Source organism: Brevundimonas goettingensis, assembly GCF_017487405.1.
GTDB classification, from domain to species: domain Bacteria; phylum Pseudomonadota; class Alphaproteobacteria; order Caulobacterales; family Caulobacteraceae; genus Brevundimonas; species Brevundimonas goettingensis.
This window is the reverse complement of record NZ_CP062222.1, coordinates 3,740,209-3,759,846: the sequence shown is the minus strand read 5'-3', so window position 1 is coordinate 3,759,846 and position 19,638 is coordinate 3,740,209. Positions and strand designations below refer to the sequence as shown.

Annotated in this window: 15 protein-coding genes; 9 read left to right on the top strand and 6 right to left on the bottom strand. The window is 67.5% G+C overall.

Annotated elements, in window-relative coordinates; translation table 11 throughout:
- The first annotated feature begins 43 nt into the window (after positions 1-43).
- The 5 genes from IFJ75_RS18510 to IFJ75_RS18490 all read left to right on the top strand — a co-directional run bounded on the left by IFJ75_RS18510 (position 44) and on the right by IFJ75_RS18490 (position 5,775).
- A complete protein-coding gene (locus IFJ75_RS18510; protein ID WP_207870209.1) occupies positions 44-1,189 on the top strand; it encodes a fumarylacetoacetate hydrolase family protein in 1,146 nt (381 codons plus the stop codon).
- Entirely contained in the window at positions 1,189-1,947 is a 759-nt protein-coding gene (locus tag IFJ75_RS18505) for an SDR family NAD(P)-dependent oxidoreductase (RefSeq protein ID WP_207870207.1), read from the top strand. The genes IFJ75_RS18510 and IFJ75_RS18505 overlap by 1 nt, the downstream gene beginning before the upstream one ends.
- Positions 1,948-2,007: 60 nt before the next feature.
- Positions 2,008-3,435, top strand: a complete 1,428-nt coding sequence (locus tag IFJ75_RS18500) for a sugar porter family MFS transporter (RefSeq protein WP_207870205.1) — start codon at positions 2,008-2,010, stop codon at positions 3,433-3,435.
- 70 nt (positions 3,436-3,505) lie between these two features.
- Positions 3,506-4,948: an aldehyde dehydrogenase family protein gene (locus IFJ75_RS18495; protein ID WP_207870203.1), complete on the top strand. Its 1,443-nt coding sequence runs from the start codon at positions 3,506-3,508 to the stop codon at positions 4,946-4,948.
- Positions 4,945-5,775 carry an aldose 1-epimerase gene (locus tag IFJ75_RS18490; RefSeq protein WP_207870202.1) on the top strand — a complete coding sequence of 277 codons (831 nt, stop codon included), beginning with the start codon at positions 4,945-4,947 and terminating at the stop codon, positions 5,773-5,775. The genes IFJ75_RS18495 and IFJ75_RS18490 overlap by 4 nt, the downstream gene beginning before the upstream one ends.
- Positions 5,776-5,787: 12 nt before the next feature.
- Here IFJ75_RS18490 and IFJ75_RS18485 read toward each other — a convergent pair whose 3' ends face one another.
- A complete protein-coding gene (locus tag IFJ75_RS18485) occupies positions 5,788-7,578 on the bottom strand; it encodes an IlvD/Edd family dehydratase (RefSeq protein WP_207932686.1) in 1,791 nt (596 codons plus the stop codon).
- A gap of 122 nt (positions 7,579-7,700) precedes the next feature.
- Between IFJ75_RS18485 and IFJ75_RS18480 the strand changes: the two genes are divergently transcribed.
- Entirely contained in the window at positions 7,701-8,462 is a 762-nt protein-coding gene (locus IFJ75_RS18480) for a FadR/GntR family transcriptional regulator (RefSeq protein ID WP_207870200.1), read from the top strand.
- Here the strand turns inward: IFJ75_RS18480 and IFJ75_RS18475 are convergent.
- The gene (locus tag IFJ75_RS18475) at positions 8,459-10,099 is read right to left on the bottom strand and encodes a family 43 glycosylhydrolase (protein WP_207870198.1); all 1,641 of its coding nucleotides are present in this window, start codon (positions 10,097-10,099) and stop codon (positions 8,459-8,461) included. The two genes, IFJ75_RS18480 and IFJ75_RS18475, sit on opposite strands and share 4 nt — an antisense overlap.
- Before the next feature lie 136 nt (positions 10,100-10,235).
- Between IFJ75_RS18475 and IFJ75_RS18470 the strand changes: the two genes are divergently transcribed.
- Positions 10,236-11,147, top strand: a complete 912-nt coding sequence (locus IFJ75_RS18470; protein WP_225896902.1) for a rhamnogalacturonan acetylesterase — start codon at positions 10,236-10,238, stop codon at positions 11,145-11,147.
- A gap of 158 nt (positions 11,148-11,305) precedes the next feature.
- Here IFJ75_RS18470 and IFJ75_RS18465 read toward each other — a convergent pair whose 3' ends face one another.
- Positions 11,306-14,743: a TonB-dependent receptor domain-containing protein gene (locus IFJ75_RS18465; protein ID WP_207870194.1), complete on the bottom strand. Its 3,438-nt coding sequence runs from the start codon at positions 14,741-14,743 to the stop codon at positions 11,306-11,308.
- Between the two features lie 367 nt (positions 14,744-15,110).
- Between IFJ75_RS18465 and IFJ75_RS18460 the strand changes: the two genes are divergently transcribed.
- The gene (locus tag IFJ75_RS18460) at positions 15,111-15,455 is read left to right on the top strand and encodes a TadE/TadG family type IV pilus assembly protein (protein WP_263973001.1); all 345 of its coding nucleotides are present in this window, start codon (positions 15,111-15,113) and stop codon (positions 15,453-15,455) included.
- A 43-nt stretch (positions 15,456-15,498) separates the two neighbouring features.
- A complete protein-coding gene (locus IFJ75_RS18455) occupies positions 15,499-17,085 on the top strand; it encodes a TadG family pilus assembly protein (RefSeq protein ID WP_263973000.1) in 1,587 nt (528 codons plus the stop codon).
- Here the strand turns inward: IFJ75_RS18455 and dapD are convergent.
- From dapD to argB, 3 genes are read right to left on the bottom strand one after another with little or no spacing between them, the layout of a single operon-like run.
- Complete coding sequence (gene dapD / locus IFJ75_RS18450) at positions 17,082-17,951, bottom strand: 2,3,4,5-tetrahydropyridine-2,6-dicarboxylate N-succinyltransferase (RefSeq protein ID WP_207870190.1); 870 nt, start codon at positions 17,949-17,951, stop codon at positions 17,082-17,084. The two genes, IFJ75_RS18455 and dapD, sit on opposite strands and share 4 nt — an antisense overlap.
- Positions 17,948-18,667, bottom strand: a complete 720-nt coding sequence (locus IFJ75_RS18445; protein ID WP_225896900.1) for a pyrimidine 5'-nucleotidase — start codon at positions 18,665-18,667, stop codon at positions 17,948-17,950. Before IFJ75_RS18445 ends, dapD begins: the two co-directional genes overlap by 4 nt.
- Positions 18,664-19,590 carry an acetylglutamate kinase gene (gene argB / locus IFJ75_RS18440; RefSeq protein WP_207932683.1) on the bottom strand — a complete coding sequence of 309 codons (927 nt, stop codon included), beginning with the start codon at positions 19,588-19,590 and terminating at the stop codon, positions 18,664-18,666. The genes IFJ75_RS18445 and argB overlap by 4 nt, the downstream gene beginning before the upstream one ends.
- Between the last annotated feature and the right edge of the window lie 48 nt (positions 19,591-19,638).

Sequence of the window (19,638 nt, the reverse complement as noted above, 5' to 3'; positions counted from 1 at the left end):
CACAAGACGACCCCGGCGGACGCCGACCGGGGCGGAGGAACAGATGCAGCTGACGGACATCCTGCCCGAGGACTGGCGCGACGCGACCCTTCTAGGCCGTATTCAAACCGCCGAGGGCCCGACCCCGGTCCTGTTGCACGCGGGCCGTGCCCTCAACATCTCCGCCTTCGCCCCGACCTCGGCCGAGGCCCTGTCGCGCGCGGAACTGGCCACGGCGACCGGCCCGGATCTCGGCGCGATCGAGGACCTGAGCGTGGCCTCGGTCTGGGAAGATGGCGACCTCAAACTCCTCTCACCGCTCGATCTTCAGTGCGTGAAGGCCTCGGGCGTGACCTTCGCCGTATCCGCCCTGGAGCGGGTCATCGAGGAGCGGGCGCGGGGCGAAGCCTCCGTCGCCGCCGGCATCCGCGAACGCCTCTCCGAGCGCATCGGCGGTGACATGGCCAAGGTCAAGCCCGGCTCCGAACAGGCCGCCGAGCTCAAGGCCGCCCTGATCGCCGACGGCCTGTGGTCCCAGTATCTGGAGGTCGCCATCGGCCCCGACGCCGAGATCTTCACCAAGGCCCCGTGCCTGTCCTCCGTGGGTTGGGGCGCCCATGTCGGGGTTCGCGGGGACTCCCATTGGAACAACCCGGAGCCCGAGGTCGTCATCGTCGTCGATCCGTCCGGCAAGCCGGTCGGCGCCGCGCTCGGCAATGACGTCAATCTGCGCGACATCGAGGGCCGTTCGGCCCTGCTGCTCGGCAAGGCCAAGGACAACAACGCCGCCGCCTCGGTCGGCCCGTTCATCCGCCTGTTCGACCAGACCTTCTCGATGGACGACGTCCGCGACGCCACGGTCTCGCTCGAAGTCAAAGGCCCCGAGGGCTTCGTCCTGGCGGGCGCCAGCTCCATGCGCCTGATCAGCCGCGATCCGGAGGATCTGGCCAGACAGGCGTCCGGCAAGAACCACCAGTACCCCGACGGCTTCGCCCTCTACCTCGGGACCATGTTCGCCCCGATCCAGGATCGTGACACGCCCGGCGGCGGCTTCACCCACAAGGTCGGCGACAGGGTGAAGGTCTCCTCCCCGCGCCTCGGCGTGCTGGAGAACGAGGTCACCACCTGCGACATCGCACCGCCCTGGACCATGGGCGTCATGGCCCTGATCAAGAACCTCGCCGGCCGCGGCCTTCTGGGAGCCGCCTGATGAGCAGCAACACCTACCCTTCCTTGGCCGGCAAGGTCGTGGTCGTCACGGGCGGCGGCTCGGGCATCGGCGCGGCTCTGACCGAAGGCTTCGCACGTCAGGGCGCCCGGGTCGTCTTCCTCGACGTCGCCGACGCGGATTCGGCGGCCTTGGCCGACACCCTGTCGGGCCTCACGCCCGCCCCCGTCTATCGCCGCTGCGACCTGACCGACCTCGCCGCCCTGCAGGCGACGCTGGAGGCGATCGCGACCGAGGTCGGGCCGATCGAGGTCCTGGTCAACAACGCCGCCAATGACGACCGCCACTCTCTGGCCGAGGTCACGCCCGCCTATTGGGACGACCGGATCGCGGTCAATCTGCGCCACCTCTATTTCGCGGCCCAGGCCGTGGCGCCCGGCATGAAGGCGACGGGTCAGGGCGTGATCCTGAACCTCGGTTCCATCTCCTGGCACCTCGGTCTGCCCGACCTGTCGCTCTATGAGACCGCCAAGGCCGGGATCGAGGGCATGACCCGGGGTCTGGCGCGCGAGCTGGGCGTCGACGGCGTACGCGTCGCCTGTATCGTGCCCGGCAACGTCAAAACCCCGCGTCAGATGAAGTGGTACACGCCGGAGGGCGAGGCCGAGATCGTCGCCGCCCAGTGCCTCAAGGGCCGGATCGAGCCGAAGGACGTCGCGTCCCTCGCCATGTTCCTCGCCTCGGACGACGCACGTTTCATTACAGGCCACGAATACTGGGTCGACGCCGGCTGGCGCTGAGGCAACAGTCCATCATCACAACAGGGGCCGTCAGAGCCCCATGCGGAGGAGAAGAGGCAAATGGCAGGACCCACCGGGGGCAATGGCCCCGACATCGCCGGGACCGACAAGGTTAATCTCGGCTTCATCATCGCCATCGTCGCGGTCGCGACCATCGGCGGTCTGCTCTTCGGCTATGACTCGGGGGCAGTGAACGGCACCCAGGCGGGCCTGCAGGCGCAGTTCCATCTGGACGCCAACGGTCTGGGCTTCACGGTCGGCTCCCTGCTGATCGGTTGCGCCTTCGGCGCCTTCTTCGCCGGCCGCCTGGCCGACCTGGTCGGTCGCCGCTCGGTGATGATCGTCGCCGCCGTCCTGTTCCTGGTGGGCGCCCTGATCCAGGGCCTGACCGACACCCATATCCTGTTCGTCTGCGCCCGCTTCGCCGCCGGCATGGCCGTGGGCGCGGCCAGCGTCCTGTCGCCGCTCTACATCTCCGAAGTCGCCCCCGCCAGGGTGCGCGGCCGGATGAGCACGGTGCAGCAGGTGATGATCATCAGCGGCCTGACCGCCGCCTTCCTCGTGAACTACTTCCTGGCCAAACAGGCCGGCAGCAGCGTGGGCGAATTGGCCGGCACGACCGCCTGGCGCTGGATGTATCTGGCCCAGGCCGCGCCCGCCGCAGTCTTCCTGCTGGCCCTGTTCCTGATCCCGGAAAGCCCGCGCTATCTGGTCATGAAGGGCAAGGACGAGGCGGCCCGCGCCGTCCTGACCAAGCTGTTCGGCGCCGAGGCGGCCGACCGAAAGATCGGCGAGATCCGCGCCAGCTTCAGCCAGGGCCATCGCCCCAGCTTCCGCGACGTCGTCGGCAAGGCCGGTTTCCGCCCGATCGTCTGGGCGGGTCTCGTGCTGGCCACCTTCCAGCAGTTCGTCGGCATCAACATCATCTTCTACTACGGCGAGACCCTGTGGCGTCTGGCCGGGGTGTCCGAGGAAGTCGCCCTTGAGCGCAACATTCTCTCCGGCGCGGTGTCCATCGCCGCCGTCCTTGTGGCCTTGGCGGTGATCGACAAGGTCGGCCGCAAGCCCCTGCTGCTGATCGGTTCGGTCGGCATGGCCATCACCCTCGGCGCCATGACCTGGGCCTTCTCGGGCGCCGGCGCCGACGCGGCCGGCAACCTGACCCTGAACCCCACCGCCGGTCTGACGGCCCTGGTGGCGGCCAACCTCTATGTCATCTTCTTCAACTTCAGCTGGGGCCCGGTCATGTGGGTCATGCTGGGCGAGATGTTCCCCAACCAGATGCGCGGTTCGGCCCTGGCCATCTGCGGCTTGGCCCAGTGGGGCGCCAACTATCTGGTCGTCCAGAGCTTCCCGGCCATGGCCGAGGGCATCGGCCTGGTCGGCACCTACGCCCTCTACACGGTCGCGGCCGTGATCAGCATCTTCCTGGTCCGCTCCTTCATCAAGGAGACCAAGGGCAAGGAACTGGAAGACATGCAGGGCTGATCCCCGGCTGACATCCATCCCCTATCGGGCGGCGCTCCCCCGCCGCCCGATTTCATTTGAAGGCATCCCCATGACCGACACCCTCGAACTCTCCCACTGGATCAATGGCGAGAAAGTCTCCGCCGACCGTCCGGGACAGGGTCTGAACCCGTCCGATACTCGCGAGGTCGTGGCCCGCACGCCCGACGGCGGCGTCGCAGAGGTCGATCAGGCGGTCGCCGCCGCCAAGGCCGCGTTCGAGAGCTGGTCGGAGGCCTCACCGGAGGTCCGTTCCGATGTGCTGGACCGCGCCGGGACCCTCGTCATGGAACGCCGCGAACAACTCGGTCGTCTGCTGTCGCGCGAAGAGGGCAAGACCCTGCCGGAAGGTATCGGCGAGACCGTCCGCGCGGGACGCATCCTCAAATATTTCGCCGGCGAGGCCCTGCGCCTGCACGGCCAGAACCTGGCCTCGACCCGGCCGGGCGTCGAGATCCAGACCTATCGTCAGGCGGTCGGCGTCGTCGGCCTGATCACGCCCTGGAACTTCCCCATCGCCATTCCGGCCTGGAAGATGGCGCCCGCCCTCGCCTTCGGGAACACGGTCGTCATCAAGCCCGCCGGCCTGACCCCGGCGACCGCCGAAGCGCTCGTGGCCATCCTGCATGAAGCGGGCCTGCCCAAGGGTGTCGTCAACATGATCATCGGCCGCGGCGGCGTCGGTCAGGCCATCGTCGACCACAAGGACATCGACGCCGTCTCCTTCACCGGCTCCCAGAGCGTCGGCGCGGGCGTGGCGGCCGGCGCGGTCGCGCGTCAGGCCCGCGTCCAGCTCGAGATGGGCGGCAAGAACCCGCTGATCGTGCTCGACGACGCCGACCTCGAGCGGGCCGTGGCCATCGCGCTCGACGGCTCCTTCTTCGCCACCGGCCAGCGCTGTACGGCATCCAGCCGCCTGATTGTTCAGGACGGCATCCACGACAAATTCGTCGCCGCCCTCGCCGAGAAGCTGAAAGCGCTGAAGGTCGGCCCTGCGCTCGACCCGACCAGCCAGATGGGCCCGGCGGTGTCGGAGGCCCAGATGGAGACCTCCTATCGCTACATCGACATCGCGAAGAATGAGGGCGGCCGGATCGCCGTCGGCGGCGAGCGGCTGACGCTGGAAACGCCCGGCTGGTATGTCCAGCCGACCCTGATCGCCGACACCGCGCCCGACATGAAGATCAACAATGAAGAGGTCTTCGGCCCCGTCGCCTCGACCCTGCGCGTCAAGTCCTATGAGGAGGCGCTCGCCGTCGCCAACGGCGTCGAGTTCGGCCTGTCCGCCGGCATCGTCACCTCGTCTCTGAAGCACGCCCGCGACTTCCAGCGCCGCGCCAGGGCGGGGATGACCATGGTCAATCTGCCGACCGCCGGGGTCGACTATCACGTGCCGTTCGGCGGCACGAAAAAGTCCAGCTATGGCGCGCGTGAACAGGGCTTCGCGGCGCAGGAGTTCTTCACCCAGACCAAGACCTCGTACTCGGCAGGATGATCCGGCTCCGACACGGCGACTGGTCGGCGACGATCACGCTTCAGGGCGGCGCGGTCGCCGCCCTGAGCAAGGGGGGCGAGGACGTCCTGCGTCCGACGCCCAGGGGCGCGACCGACATCCTCGACTTCGCCTGCTTCCCCCTCGTTCCCTACGCCAACCGCATCGCCCAGGGCCGATTCAGCTTCGACGGTCGCGAGATCCGCCTGCCGGTCCTGCCCCGGTTTGCGCCCCACGCCCTGCACGGCGAGGGCTGGCTGGGCGTCTGGACCGTGCTCGAGCAGGCCGCCGACCGCCTCACCCTCAGCTTCGGCGCCGACGGCTGGCCCTGGCGCTATGAGGCGCGCCAGACACTCAGCCTGTCCGATGACGGCCTGCGCATCGACCTCGCCGTGATCAATCGCGACACCACGCCCATGCCCGCAGGGATCGGCCTCCATCCCTATTTCCCGCGCCATGCGGACAGCCGTCTGGACGCCCCGGCGACCGGCGTCTGGACCGGCGAGGACATCGTCCCCGACCGCCTCGCCCCCCTTGCCGAGGTCATCGACTGGACCGACAAGCCGGTCGCCGACGCCCCCTTCGTAGATCACTGCTTCGAAGGCTGGAGCGGCGAGGCGCGACTGTCAGACGCCGCCGGGACCACCACTGTCCGCGCCTCGGCCGACCGCCTGCACATCTATGTTCCGACCGGCGAGGACTTCCTCTGCGTCGAACCGGTCAGCCACCGCCCCGATGTCTTCAATCAGGCGCAGCCCGGCGAGCAGGGCTTCACCGTGCTTCCGCCCGGCGAAACCCTGTCGCTCTGGATGACCATCGGCCGGGACTGACGCCCTCGCCCCTCAGTGATTGTCGCGAGGGTTGCCGAATTTGTCGATGATCCGGTGATACTTCACCGCCGGCTCCAGCACGGCGCCGGTCTGCAGCGGTCCGACCGTGGCGCGCTGCAACTCCTGCCAGGGCGTCTGCGACGGCGGGTACTGGAAGCCGCCCGCAGCCTCCAGCGCGGCGCGGCGTTCGGCCATCTGCTCGTCCGACACCCTCGCATCGACGCGGCGGGTCTTCAGATCGACGCGGATCCAGTCGCCTTCGCGCAGCAGCGCCAGATTGCCGCCGGCCGCCGCTTCCGGCGAGGCGTTGAGGATCGAGGGCGAGCCCGAGGTGCCTGACTGCCGCCCGTCGCCGATGCAGGCGATGGCCAGCACCCCCTTCTCGATCAGCCAGGAGGGGGGGCGCATATTCACGACCTCGGCCGCGCCCGGATAGCCGATCGGCCCGGCGCCGCGCATGAACAGGACGCTGTGCTCGGTGATCCCCGTCGCCGGGTCGTCGATGCGATGGTGATAGTCCTCGGGCCCGTCGAAGACGACGGCGGGGCCTTCGAAGGCCTCCGGATCTTCCGGGTTGGTCAGATAGCGCTCGCGGAACTCCGGTGAGATCACGCTCGTCTTCATGATGGCGCTCTCGAACAGATTGCCGCCGAGCACCAGGAAGCCCGCGTCGGTCATCAGGGCCTGATCGAACGGCCGGATGACGTCGGGCAGGACGATCTCCGCGCCCTTGCAGTTCTCGCCCATCGTCCTGCCGTTGACGGTCCGGGCGCCCTCGCGGATCAGCCCCTGCTCCATCAGCTGATTGATCACCGCCGGCACCCCGCCTGCCTGATGGAAGTCCTCGCCCAGATAGGTCCCCGCCGGTTGCAGATTGACCAGCAACGGCACGGCGTGGCCCACGGTCTCCCAGTCCTTGATCGGGAGATCGACGCCCGAATGACGCGCCAGGGCGGTAATGTGGATCGGGGCATTGGTCGACCCGCCGATGGCCGAGTTGACGACGATGGCGTTGTGGAAGGCCTCGGGGGTCAGGATGTCGGACGGCTTGAGGTCCTCATGCACCATCTCCACGATCCGCCTGCCGGTCTGATAGGCGACCTGGGGCCGTTCGCGATAGGGCGCCGGAATGGCCGCCGAGCCCGGCAGCGACATGCCCAGGGCCTCGGCCAGGGAGTTCATCGTCGAGGCCGTGCCCATGGTGTTGCAATAGCCGACCGACGGCGCCGAGGTGGCCACCAGATCGATGAAGCCCTCATAGTCCAGCTCGCCGCGCGCCATCATCTCTCGCGCTTTCCAGATGATCGAGCCCGACCCGATCCGCTCGCCCTTCAGCCAGCCGTTCAGCATCGGCCCGACCGACAGGCAGATGGCCGGAATATCGACCGTCGCCGCCGCCATCAGACAGGCGGGGGTGGTCTTGTCGCAGCCGATGGTCAGGACGACGCCGTCCAGAGGATAGCCGTAGAGCAGCTCGACCAGACCCATATAGGCCAGGTTCCTGTCCAGACCGGCGGTCGGCCGCTTGCCGGTCTCCTGGATCGGGTGGACCGGAAACTCCATGGCGATGCCGCCCGCCTCGCGGATGCCTTCGCGGACCCGCTTGGCCAGTTCGATGTGGTGGCGGTTGCAGGGCGCGAGGTCCGAACCGGTCTGGGCGATGCCGATGATCGGCTTGCCCGAGCGCAGCTCCTCCAGCGTCAGGCCATAGTTCAGATAGCGCTCCAGATAGAGGGCCGTCATGTCCGGATTGGCCGGATTGTCGAACCAGGCGCGCGAACGGAGAGGCTTTTGAGTCTTCATCGGGGTCTCGGTCACGCGGGTCGTCCTGCGCCAAGGCGGCGCTTCAAGAGGGGGTTTGGTGTTATCATCCGACAAATCGGCGCTTTGTCGTTGAGCTCAAAGGGCTGTAGAGCCGGAGACATATGGCCAGACGCACGACCAGAACTTCCCGAATCGGACACGAGGGTCAGCCCGAACGCGGCGACCGCGCCCTTTCGGGTCACGCCCAGATCGTCCGCACCCTCGGCGAAGACATCCTGGCGGGCCGCTTCGCCTCCGGCGAGAAGCTGCCGCCCGAGCCCGAGTTGCTGGACCGGTTCGGGGTTTCGCGCACCTCGCTGCGCGAGGCGATCAAGACCCTGACGGCCAAGGGGCTTCTGGTGGTCAAGACCCGCGTCGGCACCAAGGTCTCGGACCGGGTGCGCTGGAACCTGTTCGATCCCGAAGTCCTGTCGTGGAAGGTGCGCACCGGCATGGACGCCGACTTCCGCCGCCATCTGGCCGAGATGCGCCGCGCGGTGGAGCCGGCGGCGGCGGAGCTGGCGGCACTGCACCGGACGGACGCCGACATCATGGCCATGCGGCTGGCCATCGCCGCCATGCGGGCCGAGACCCGTTCCGAATACGGATTCGCCCGCGCCGACCTGTCGCTGCACCTGGCCATCGGGGCGGCGTCGAACAATCCCATGATGCGCTCGATCGCCAGCGTCATCGAGACGGCCCTGCTGGAGGCCTTCACCCTCAGCCCGCCGACCCGCGCTCCCGACCTGCATCGTGAAACCGTCGACGCCCACGAACGCATCGTCGACCGCATCGAGGCGCGCGACGGCCCGGGGGCCGCCGTCGCCATGCTCGCCGTCATCGACGCGGGCTTCCGTCGGGTCGAAAGCGAACATCAGGCCTAGAGCGCCCGGTATTTGAAGTTCTTGAACCGGGCCTCGCCCGAGCCCCCGGCCGCATAGATGCCGGGCCGCAGCATCATGAAGCCGCCGCGCACGTTCTGGTGATAGCCCGAGACCTCCATCTGGCGGTCGAACTTGGTCCAGGTCACGCCGTCCGCGCTCGAGTAGCAGGTGACGATGTGGTTATCGTTCGTCATCCGCATATGCATGTGGCGACCGTTCTGATGGCCCGGCCGCCCGCGTTCCATCCCGTAGGTATGGGTCACGAAGCGCTTCTCGTCGAAGCCCAGGCCGGCGTAGAGGCCAAAGTCGTAGAAGAGCAGCAGGCCCGCGGTCACGCCCTCGTCGATCTCGATCTCGCACTCGATCTCATAGGCGTGCTCGCCCTGGACGAAGGTCAGGGGCGAACAGTCCTTGGGCGCGGCGCCCTTGGCGGCCATGTGCAGCACCCCGCCCTCACGGCGGAAACGGCGGCCTTCGTCCGAACCCGGATTGTAGAAGCTCCACTGCACGCCGAACTTGTCGGTCGAGAAGTCGTCCGACAGGGCCATGCCGTGCTTCTGGCCGGGCAGGTTGGCGGGCTTGGCCATCGGGTGCGACAGGTCGCCACCGACCGCGTCGGGCCAGCCGTCCGCCGACCAGACGATCTTGTCCAGCAGGGTCTGGCGGCCCAGGGTCCAGAAGGCGTTTTCATAGCCGTGATAGACGGTCCACCAGTCGCCGGCAGGCCCCTCGATCAGGGTCGCGTGACCACGCGACCACCACTTCTCGCGCGCGGTGGCGGTGCGGACGATGGGGTTGCGCGGATGGTTCTCCCACGGGCCGAAGACCGACTTCGAACGGGCGACGATGACCATATGGCCGGTCGGCGGACCCGCCGTGCCGCCCACGGCGGTGATCATGTAAAACCAGTCGCCGTGCTTCAGGACCTTGGGCCCCTCGGGCGAGAAGCCCTCGACGTCCCAGTCGACCGGATAGCGCCAGGGCTCATAGACGTGGCGGACCTCGCCGACCGTGGCCATGCCGTCGTCCGTCAGCTGGATCATGTCGCCGCCGCTGAGGAAGAGATAGCGTTTGCCGTCCTCGCCGACGACGTGTCCGGGGTCGATATGGTTGGGCAGATGCAGATCCACCGGCTCGCTCCACGGCCCCTCGATCTTCTCGGCATGGATGACATAGCTGGAGCGGTACTCGTCCGTGCGGGCGGGAATATAGAGGAAGAAGCGGCCGTCGTGCTTGCACAGCTCCGGCGCCCAGACCGAGCCGATGTTCTTCGTCAGGGCCGCCACGATCGGGGTCCAGTTGACCAGATCCTTCGACGCCCAGATCGTCAATCCGGGCACGGATTCAAACGACGAATGGGTCATGTAATAGGTGTCGCCGTCCTTCAGGATCGACGGATCGGGGTGATCGCCGGCCAGGATCGGATTGAGAAAGGTCCCGTCGCCGAGGTCGGCCAGACGCTGACCCTCGATGCCCTTGGGCCAGGTCATGGAGGTCCAGTCGCCGAAGGCGCGGGCCGCGTCGCGGTTCAGGGGCGCCGCCGGGGTTTCCACCGCGGAAGTCTGGGCCTTGGCGAGGGTCGGCGCGGCCACGCCCAGGGCGGCCAGACCGAAGGCTCCGCGTCTCGTCATCTTCATGGCTGTTTCCTCGTCGAGCCGATTTGTATTATAAATCCATCGTAGCGCCGCGATAGACGGCGACAAGGGGCTGGACCGAAGAATCGCCTTCGGGGCCCGCCGATTTCGGAGAGTTGACGTCCCTATGAGCCATTACGTGACCCGCCTGCTGACGGTGGCCCTCGCCGGCGCCCTGCTCGCGTCCGCCGCGCCCGCCGCCTTCGCCCAGAGCGCTACGACCGCACCCGCTGCCGCGGCGCCGCCCGAGCCCGTGCGGCCGATCCGCGCCTCCAAGATCATTCTGATCGGCGATTCGACCACCCAGTCGAACAGCGGCTGGGGTGGCCGGTTCTGCTCGGACCACGTCGTCTCCTTCGTCGCCTGCCTGAACCTGGCGCGCGGCGGGCGCAGCACCAGCAACTACCGGGCGGAAGGCTCGTGGGACATCGCCCTCGCTGAGATGTCGACCGGCGCCTATGTCGACACCTATGTGCTGATCCAGTTCGGCCATAACGACCAGCCGGGCAAGCCGGGCCGCTCGACCGACCTGGCTACCGAATTCCCGCAGAACCTGCGCCGCTACGTCGCCGAAGTGCGGGCCAAGGGCGCCATTCCGGTCCTGGTCACCCCCCTGACCCGCCGTCAGTTCGTGGACGGAAAGCTCGACAATGATCTGGAGCCCTGGGCGGCCTCGATCCGCGCCGTCGCCGCCGAGACCAACACCCCGCTGCTCGATTTGAACGCCGACAGCGCCGCCGCCGTCGAGGCCATGGGGCCCAGTTTGGCCGCCGGCTTCGCCCAGTCGCCGCCTTCACCGATTGTCGCCGCCGCCCTGCTGACTGGCACGACGGTTCCGGCCAACACCGGCGCGCCCGTTCCGGCGGCGCCCGCGGCCGGCGCGGCTCCTGCTCCCACCCAGAACAACGCCGCCGTCGAGCCGATGGGGGACGCCAAACTGTCGTTCGACTACACCCACCTCGGCCCGACCGGCGCCGCCTTCTTCTCGGCCATGGTGACCCGCGAACTGGCCCTCGCCGTCCCGGCCCTGCGCCGCAACCTGATCAACTGATCAACTGATCAAACAAGAGGCCGGACCGTCTCGCGACGGCCCGGCCTGATGCAAAAAGAACCGGAGCGTCTTTCGACGCCCCGAACGTCTTAAAAAGAACCGGAGTGTCTTTCGACACTCCGGCAGGGACGGAAGCCCGGGGAAGGACTCGGCTCGCCCTAGAAGACTGCGCGGGCGCCGATGAAGAACTGGCGGCCCGTCGAGCCGTAGTTGGTCACCACGGGATCATCCGCGTAACCCCAACGGTTCGTCGTCTGGTTGGTCAGGTTCAGGGCTTCCAGCGTCAGGGTGACCTGCTTGGAGACCTTGTAGGTCATCGACGCGTCGACGTTCAGCGTCTCTTCCGAACCCAGGAAGTCGTTGACCAGCGGCGAGTCCGAATAGCCCGGGTCGGTGGTGCCCGAGGCGATCGGGTACTGGGTCACATATTCCGCGCGATAGGCGGCCGAAACTCGGGCCGAGAACTTCGGCACTTCGTAGAAGAGCGTGAAGTTGAAGGCGTCCGGCGAGGCGCCGGTGAACGGGCCCACGCCCGTGATCAGCGGCTGCGGCGTCAGGATGTAATTCAGCTCGGATTCGAGGTGGGTGTAGTTGGCCTGGACGCCGAGGTTCTCGAAGTACCAGGGCAGGAAGGTCAGGTTTTGCTGATAGTTGACCTCGACGCCGCGGATATAGCCGCCCGGCGCGTCACGGAACTGACGGATGGCGAACGTACGGTCGGCATTGATGTAGTCGATCTGGTTCTGGGCCAGGACACGGTTGGCCGCGGTCGTCGCCGGGTCGTTGACGATAGCCTCGAACTCGGCGCGCAGTTCGGCGACGGAGGCCGAGTCCATGATCGAGGACAGGGTGCCGTCGCCGACCAGGGTCTGCGGGAAGCTCTCGATCTCCTTGTCGAAGATGGCGATCGAGAACAGGGCGTCCGGCTGGAAGTACCATTCGAAGCTGAGGTCGTAGTTGGTCGCCGTGAACGGGGCCAGCTTCGGGTTGCCGATCGTGATCGCGCCGCCGGTGGTCGCGCCGAGAGCGTTCGGCACGGTGAAGGCGGTGACGCTGGGCGCCAGGTTGCCGAGCAGCGGACGCGACATGACCTTCGAAATGCCGAGGCGGATCAGCATATTGTCCGCGACCTCGTAGGCCATGTTCAGCGACGGCAGGTCGTTTTCGTAGTTGTTGGTCGCGTTGATCGCCCGGCCGCGGTTGGTGAAGCCGTCCGAGGACACGTCGGTGATCGCGCGACGCAGGCCGACGTTGCCGCGCAGGGTGCGGCCGAAGACCGGGAAGTTGAAGTCGACCTGGCCGAAGAAGGAGTTGTCGGTTTCCTCGACCTGATAGGTCTGGGCGAAGTTGTACTTCGTCGAGATCCGCCAGTCGTTCCACTTGTTGACGCAGTTGCACTCGAAGTCGAACAGCGAACGGAAGGCGTCCAGATCCGGGGCGTAGAAGCTGGTCGGGGTGCCCGCCGGCAGGTCCAGGCCCTGGCCGAAGGTGTGCAGGCTGCCGACCTTGTCGATGGTCGTCCCGGCCTCGATCAGGCTGGGGTTCAGGGTCTCGCGCGCCGATTCCCGTTGCAGGGCGGTGGTGTAGAAGGTGTAGCGGCGTTGCGAGGCGCCGAACTTCAGGGTGATATTCTCGTTGGCGTCCCAGGCGAAGTCGAACGAGCCGCCTTCATAGTGGTTGTCCACCGTCCGCTCGAAATAGCGGATGGCCGAGAAACCCTTGACCACGTCCCACTTGGTCGGGTCGGCGACGTCGAAGCCGAAATTCATCGACGGCATGTCGCCACCGCCGCGGGCGTCATAGACGAAATAGCCGTCGCCGGCGGCGCCCGTGCCCGAGTTCAGGCGGGTGAACTCGACCAGCGAGCCCTGGGATTTGTTCACCGACCGGCTCTCGCCGTAGATGGCGTGCACCCGGAAGGTGTCGCTGAACTGGTGATCGATATTGATCGTGCCCTGCGAGAAGATCGTCTTGAAGCGAGCTTCGTCAGCCGCCGAACGCATGTCGACATTGCCGAGCACCAGATAATCGGCGTTCTGGCCATTCGGGCTCAGGGCGGCGTCGATCAGGCGGATCGACGGACGGCCGATCAGGGCGTTACGCATCGCCAGACCGAGCGAGTCAGCGACGTAACCGCGCGAGGTCGTGGCGTTGTAGTAGTCGAACGGCTCGAGGTTGTTCGGGTTGTAGCTGGCGGTCATCCCCGGGAGCACGGTGTTGCCGTACATCTGCTGGCCGCAGTCGATGCCGGCCAGGATGTCTGTCTCGGCGCGCGCCGTACAGGAGGCGTACAGGGCGCGGCGCTGGGCCGGGGTGCCGGCCGCCGTGGCGTTCGACATCTGATAGGTCGCCTGGTTGGCGGTGCCCTGGGTGTTGTTGCGGTTCAGACCGACCGGAACGATCTGGTAGTTGGTCGAGACCTGTTCCAGCTCCGAATAGACGCCGTCGAAGCTGATCGTGGTGCGGTCCGTCGGGCGCCATTGGGCGCCGAAGGTCATGCCGACGCGCTCCTGGCTCAGGTCCTGCTGGTTCAGGGTCGGCAGGGCCGGGATGCGGACCAGCGAGCCCGGAGCCACGGTCGTGCCGGCGGCGGTGCCGCTGGCGTTGTTATTCCTCAGCGTCGAACCGATCGGGTTGTTGATCAGGTTATAGGCCGCCAGGTTCGAACCGCGCAGGGCGTCGCAGTACGAGATATTGGTGATGTTGACGCCGGGAATGACGCCGTTGTTGCAGCTCGTGCCGATCGGGGCGGCGAAGCCCTGACGAGTCTGGATCGAGGTCCCGGCGGCGATGTTCGGCGTCCCGGCGAAGGTCGCGCCGCGATAGGTGTAGTCCGACTGACCGGCCTGACGCTGGTAGCTGTCGATGGTCTGGTCGCGCTTGTTGTAGGCGATCGAGCCCAGCAGGCCGATTTCACCGACGTGGTTGAAGCGCCAGCGGTCCGAGACCAGGGCGGCGACGCGCGGGTTGTTGGTCTCGCCGTTCTCGTAATAGGCGTCCTGGACCGACAAGGCGTAGCGGGCGCCGCGATAGTCGAACGGACGGCCGGTCTGCAGATCGACGGTGGCGCCCAGCGAGCCCTCTTCCGTCTCGGCCGAGGCGGTCTTCTGGACCTTCAGCGAGTTGAAGAGTTCCGAGGCGAAGGTGTTGAAGTCGAAGCCGCGCGAACGGTTGGGGCTGTCGCCCGCGATCGAGGCGCCGGCGGTCGACAGGGCCTCGACGCCGTTCAGGCGCACGCGGGTGAAGTCCGAACCGAGGCCACGAACGGTAATGGTGCGGCCTTCGCCGTTGTCGCGGTCGATCGAGACGCCCGGCAGGCGCTGCAGCGATTCCGCCAGGTTGGCGTCAGGGAAGTCGGCGATGTCCTCGGCGTTGATGGCGTCGACCATCACGTTCGCATTGCGCTTGGTGCTCAGGGCGCTGCGCAGGGCGCCGCGGATGCCGGTCACCACGACTTCGTCGACCTGGGCGGCGTCATCGTCAGGCGCGGTCTGGATCGGCGCCGTCTGGGCCAGTACGGGTTGCGCGGACAGGACACCCATGATCAGGGCGGTGGCGGATACGCACTGCAGGGCGCGCACGCGAAGCGTGTTCATTTCTGTTCTCCTCCCAAGACGTCCGCCCCTCTCTGGAGGCTGAACAGAATCTCGCCGTGTTTCGGCCCGGTTACCTATCCTGACGCGTGACACCGGTGTCAAGTCACACGTCGGAAAAGATCAAATCATATTACAATTTGAACCCTTCTCGATGGGACTGAGCCGTCCGCCCCGACACTCGTTGAGTGCATCATATATTGATGACGGACGATGCATAATCATTGTTTAACGATGATCTGCGACCTTTTCCATTCGAAACGGGGCGAGCGTCATGAAACGGGGATTTCGGGACAAGGCGACGAGGCGGTGTTCGACGCGCGTTCGGCGACAAGGATCGGCGGCGATCGAATTCGCCCTCGTCGGACCGATGATGATTCTGCTCCTCGCCGGAATGGTCGTTTACGGCGGCTGGTTCTGGCTCGCGCAGTCCGTGCAATCCCTGGCTACGGAGGGGGCGCGGGCGGCCGTCGGAGGGCTGGACGCCGCGGAGCGGGAACACCTGGCGCGGGCCTTCGTGACCGACCAGGCGGACGCCGCCGCCGGACTGGATCCCGTCCTCGTCACCGTCAGCGTCACCAGCGACGCCCAGGCGATCCGCGTCCAAGTCACCTATGACGCCCGCACCAACCCGGTGATGCTGCTGGCCGGCCCCCTGCCCAAACCCCCTGCCCTGATCGAACGCTCCGCCACCGTGCGGATCGGCGGCTATTGAGATGCGCCGCCTCCTCTCCGACCGAAGGGGTGGAATCGCGGTCATGGCCGCCGTCGCGGGCGGCCTGTTCTGCGCCCTGGCCGCCCTGACGGTCGACATCGGCTCCCTAGCCCTGCACGCCCGCCAGCTTCAGGGCGCGGCCGATCTGGCCGCCCTGTCCGGCGCCCGGGATCTCGATCATGCCGAGGCCGCCGCCAGGGCGACGGCCCAGGCCAACGCCGGGACGGGCGTGGCCGCGACCGTCCTGAAGGGCCGCTACGTCTCCGACCGGACGCTCGCCCCAGCCCAACGCTTCACCACCGACGCGCCGGAACCGAACGCGGTCAGGGTGACCCTGACCAGCCAGGCGCCGCTCTATTTCGGGCGTTGGATTCTCGGCAAGAACACGCTGGAGATCACCCGGTCGGGCACGGCGGCGACGCCGGGAGAGCCCCGCGCCCTTTTCTCCATCGGCTCGCGACTGGCCGCGCTGGACGGCGGCGTCGCCAATCAGCTGCTCAGCGGCCTGACCGGCAGCAGCGTCTCGCTCAGCGTCATGGACTACAACGCCCTGGCCGCAGCCAAGGTGAATCTGCTGGCCTTCACCGACGCCCTCGCCGCGGACATCGGGATCCAGGCCGGAGACTATGACGCCCTTCTGGCCCATGAAGTCGACGCCGGTCAGGCCCTGCGGGTTCTCGGCGCCCTCGCCGGGGGCCAGTCCTCGAGCGCCCTGTCGCGCCTCGGCGCCGCCGCCGTCGGAACCCGGCTCAAGGTCGGCGATCTGATCGGCGCCGAGGCCGACGCCGCTCACGGCCTGGCCCAGGGCCTTGACGCCTCCGTCTCGGCGATGGACCTCGCCATGGCCATGCTGGAGATCGGCGGAGGCGACCGCCAGATCGCCCTGACCACCGCGGCCCAGACCGGGATCGCCGACCTTCATATCCGCCTCGCCATCGGCGAGCGGCCCAATCATTCCCCGTGGATCACCGTCACCTCGAAAGGCCAGCCGATCGTCCGCACGGCCCAGACCCGCCTATACGTCCGTGCACGGACCAGCCAGAAACTCTCCGGCCTTGCCCAGGTCAATCTGCCGATCCTGATCGAGCTCGCCTCGTCGGAGGCGCGGCTGGACACCATGACCTGCAAGCCGTCGCGCACAGTCACCCTCGGCGTGCGCCCTGGTCTGGCGCGGGCGGACATCGGGGTGGTCGACGAGACGAAGCTGGATGATTTCAAACAGACCCTGACCCCGGCGCCGGCGACGTTGATGTCGGTCGCCGGTCTGGTCAGCCTGACCGGCCGCGCCACCGTCGAGGCGGCGGATCAGGGCTTCAAACCCCTCGCCTTCAGCGATGCGGAGATCACGGCGCAGACGATGAAGACGGTCCATGCCACCGGACTGGTCAATGGCGTCGTGGTCAGCCTGCTTCAGAAGCTGGACGTGACGGTCAACATCGTCGGCCTGCCGTTGGGGCTGGGCGGACTGGTCAGCGCGCTCGGGACCCTGCTGGCGCCGCTTGGCCCCGTTCTGGACGCCGTGATCAATCCGATCCTCGACGCCCTCGGTCTCCGGTTCGGCGAGGCGGATGTCACCGTGCTCGGTGCCGTCTGCCCGGACGGCGCCGGGCGCCCCGTCCTTGTCGGTTAGTCGCGAAGCAGTTCGTTGACGCCGGTCTTGGCCCGGGTCTGGGCGTCGACGCGCTTGACGATGACCGCGCAGTAGAGAGACGGCCCGCCGTTCGGATCGGGCAGCGAACCCGGCACCACCACGGAATATGCAGGCACCTCGCCGCGGAAGACTTCGCCCGTGGCGCGGTCGACGATCTTGGTCGAGCCCGACAGATAGACGCCCATGGCCAGGACCGCGCCCTCGCGCACGATCACGCCCTCGGCGACCTCGGCGCGGGCGCCGATGAAACAGCCGTCCTCGATGATGGTCGGATTGGCCTGCAGGGGCTCCAGCACCCCGCCGATGCCGGCGCCGCCCGAAAGATGGACGTTCTTGCCGATCTGGGCGCAGGAGCCGACCGTCGCCCAGGCGTCGACCATGGTCCCCTCGTCGACGAAGGCGCCGATGTTCACGAACGACGGCATCAGGACGACGTTCTTCGCAATGTGAGCGCCCTGACGGACGATCGATCCGGGCACGGAGCGGAAGCCGGCGGCCTGATAGTCGGCCGCGGTCCAGTCACCGAACTTGTTGGGCACCTTGTCCCAGAAGGGGCCGACGCCTGGCGCGCCCGAGGTCGGGCTGGCCACGGCGCGTTCGCCGGCGCGCATGATCTGGTTGTCGTTCAGGCGGAAGGACAGCAGCACCGCCTTCTTCAGCCACTGATGCGTGGTCCAGACGCCGTCGTCGCCGCGCGTGGCGACGCGGGCCTCGCCCGAGTCGAGCAGGGTCAGGGCCTGTTCGACGGCATGACGGACGTCACCATGGGTCGAGGGCGACAGCTCGGCGCGGTCATCCCACGCTTTTTCGATGACGGTTTCCAGCTGGGCGCGATCGAAGGTCATGCTTTAGTCTCCGCAAGATGGGCGGTGGCGAGGAAGGGGCCGAGGGCGGCAGCCCGAAAATCGATATAGGCGTCTGTCGAGGTCAGCGCCCTCGGGCCGACCAGCACTGTGGTCATTCCCAGGACCTTGGCCGGCTGCAGGTTGCGCGGCGTGTCCTCGAAGAAGGCGGTGCGCGTCGGATCGATGCCGAAGCGGGCGATCATCTTCGCGAAGGTCTCGGGCGCCGGCTTGGGCAGAAGCTCGGCGTCCTCGATGGAAAACAGGCCGCTGAACAGATCGGTCAGGCCGAGCGCCTCCAGCACCCGCCGCCCGTGTTCGGTCGAGCCGTTGGTGAAGACGTAGCGGGGGCCTTGCAGCCGCTCCAGCGCCAGACGCAGGCCCGGCTCGGGGTCCAGCCCGTCCAGCGGCACATCGTGGACATCGGCGAGGAAGTCCGCCGGATCGAATTTGTAGTCCTGCAGCAGCCCGCCGAGCGTCGCCCCGTGGTCGGTCAGATAGCGCAGCTGCAGCGCCCGCGCCTCGTCCTCCGGCAAGCCGGTCAGCCGCACCATATAGTCGAAGATCCGGCCCGAAACCCGCTTCAGAATCTGGCGCTCGGGCGGATAGAGGGTGTCGTCCAGATCGAACAGCCAGGTGGTGATCCCGGTCAGGTCGGCGGAAAGCTCGGTCGCCGGTTCGCCTGTTTCGATCGGCGCCGCGACAGGTTCAGCCGTCACGCCTTCACCAGGGTGCCGGCGCCGTGTTCGGTGAACAGCTCGACCAGCATGGCGTGGGGACGGCGGCCGTCCAGAATGACCACGGCCTCGACCCCGGCCTTCACGGCGTCCATGGCCGTCTGCAACTTGGGGATCATCCCGCCCGAGGCGGTGCCGTCGTCGATCAGGCCTTGCGCCTCCGCGACCGTCATCTGGCGGATCAGCTGGCCGTTCTTGTCCAGCACGCCCTTGACGTCGGTCAGCAACAGCATGCGCTTGGCGTTCAGCGATCCGGCCACGGCGCCCGCGACGGTATCGGCATTGACGTTATAGGTCATGCCGTCTTCGGCGACGCCGATCGGGGCGATGACCGGCACCCAGTCGTCGGTCTCCGACGCGATCAGGCCGGCGATCAGCTTGGGATCGACCTTGGTCGGCTCGCCGACGAAGCCCAGATCGACCTCGTGTTCGATCAGGCTGTCGGGGTCGCGGCGCGTGCGCGTCGTCTTCTCGACGGTCAGCAGGCCGGCGTCCTTGCCCGACAGGCCGATGCCGCGCACATCGGCCTCCTTGCCCGCGACACTGATCCAGTGGGCGATCTCCTTGTTCACGGCGCCGGACAGAACCATCTCGGCGACGACCATCGTGTCCCGGTCGGTGACCCGCAGGCCATCGATGAAGTTCGACTTCACCCCGGCCTTGTCCAGCATGGCGCTGATCTGCGGCCCGCCGCCGTGGACCACCACGGGGTTCACGCCCATCAGCTTGAGCAGGACCACGTCGGCGGCGAATTGCTTCGCCACGGCGGTCTCGCCCATGGCGTGGCCCCCGTATTTGATCACCACCGTCTCGCGGTCGTAGATCTGGATATAGGGCAGGGCCTCGGCCAGGGTTTTCGCCGTGGCCCAGCCGCGCTCCTCCGACTGGCGTTCAACTTCGTCCATCATCGGCGGGCTGATAAACGCGAAGCGTGGCGCTGTCACGGCGAAAGG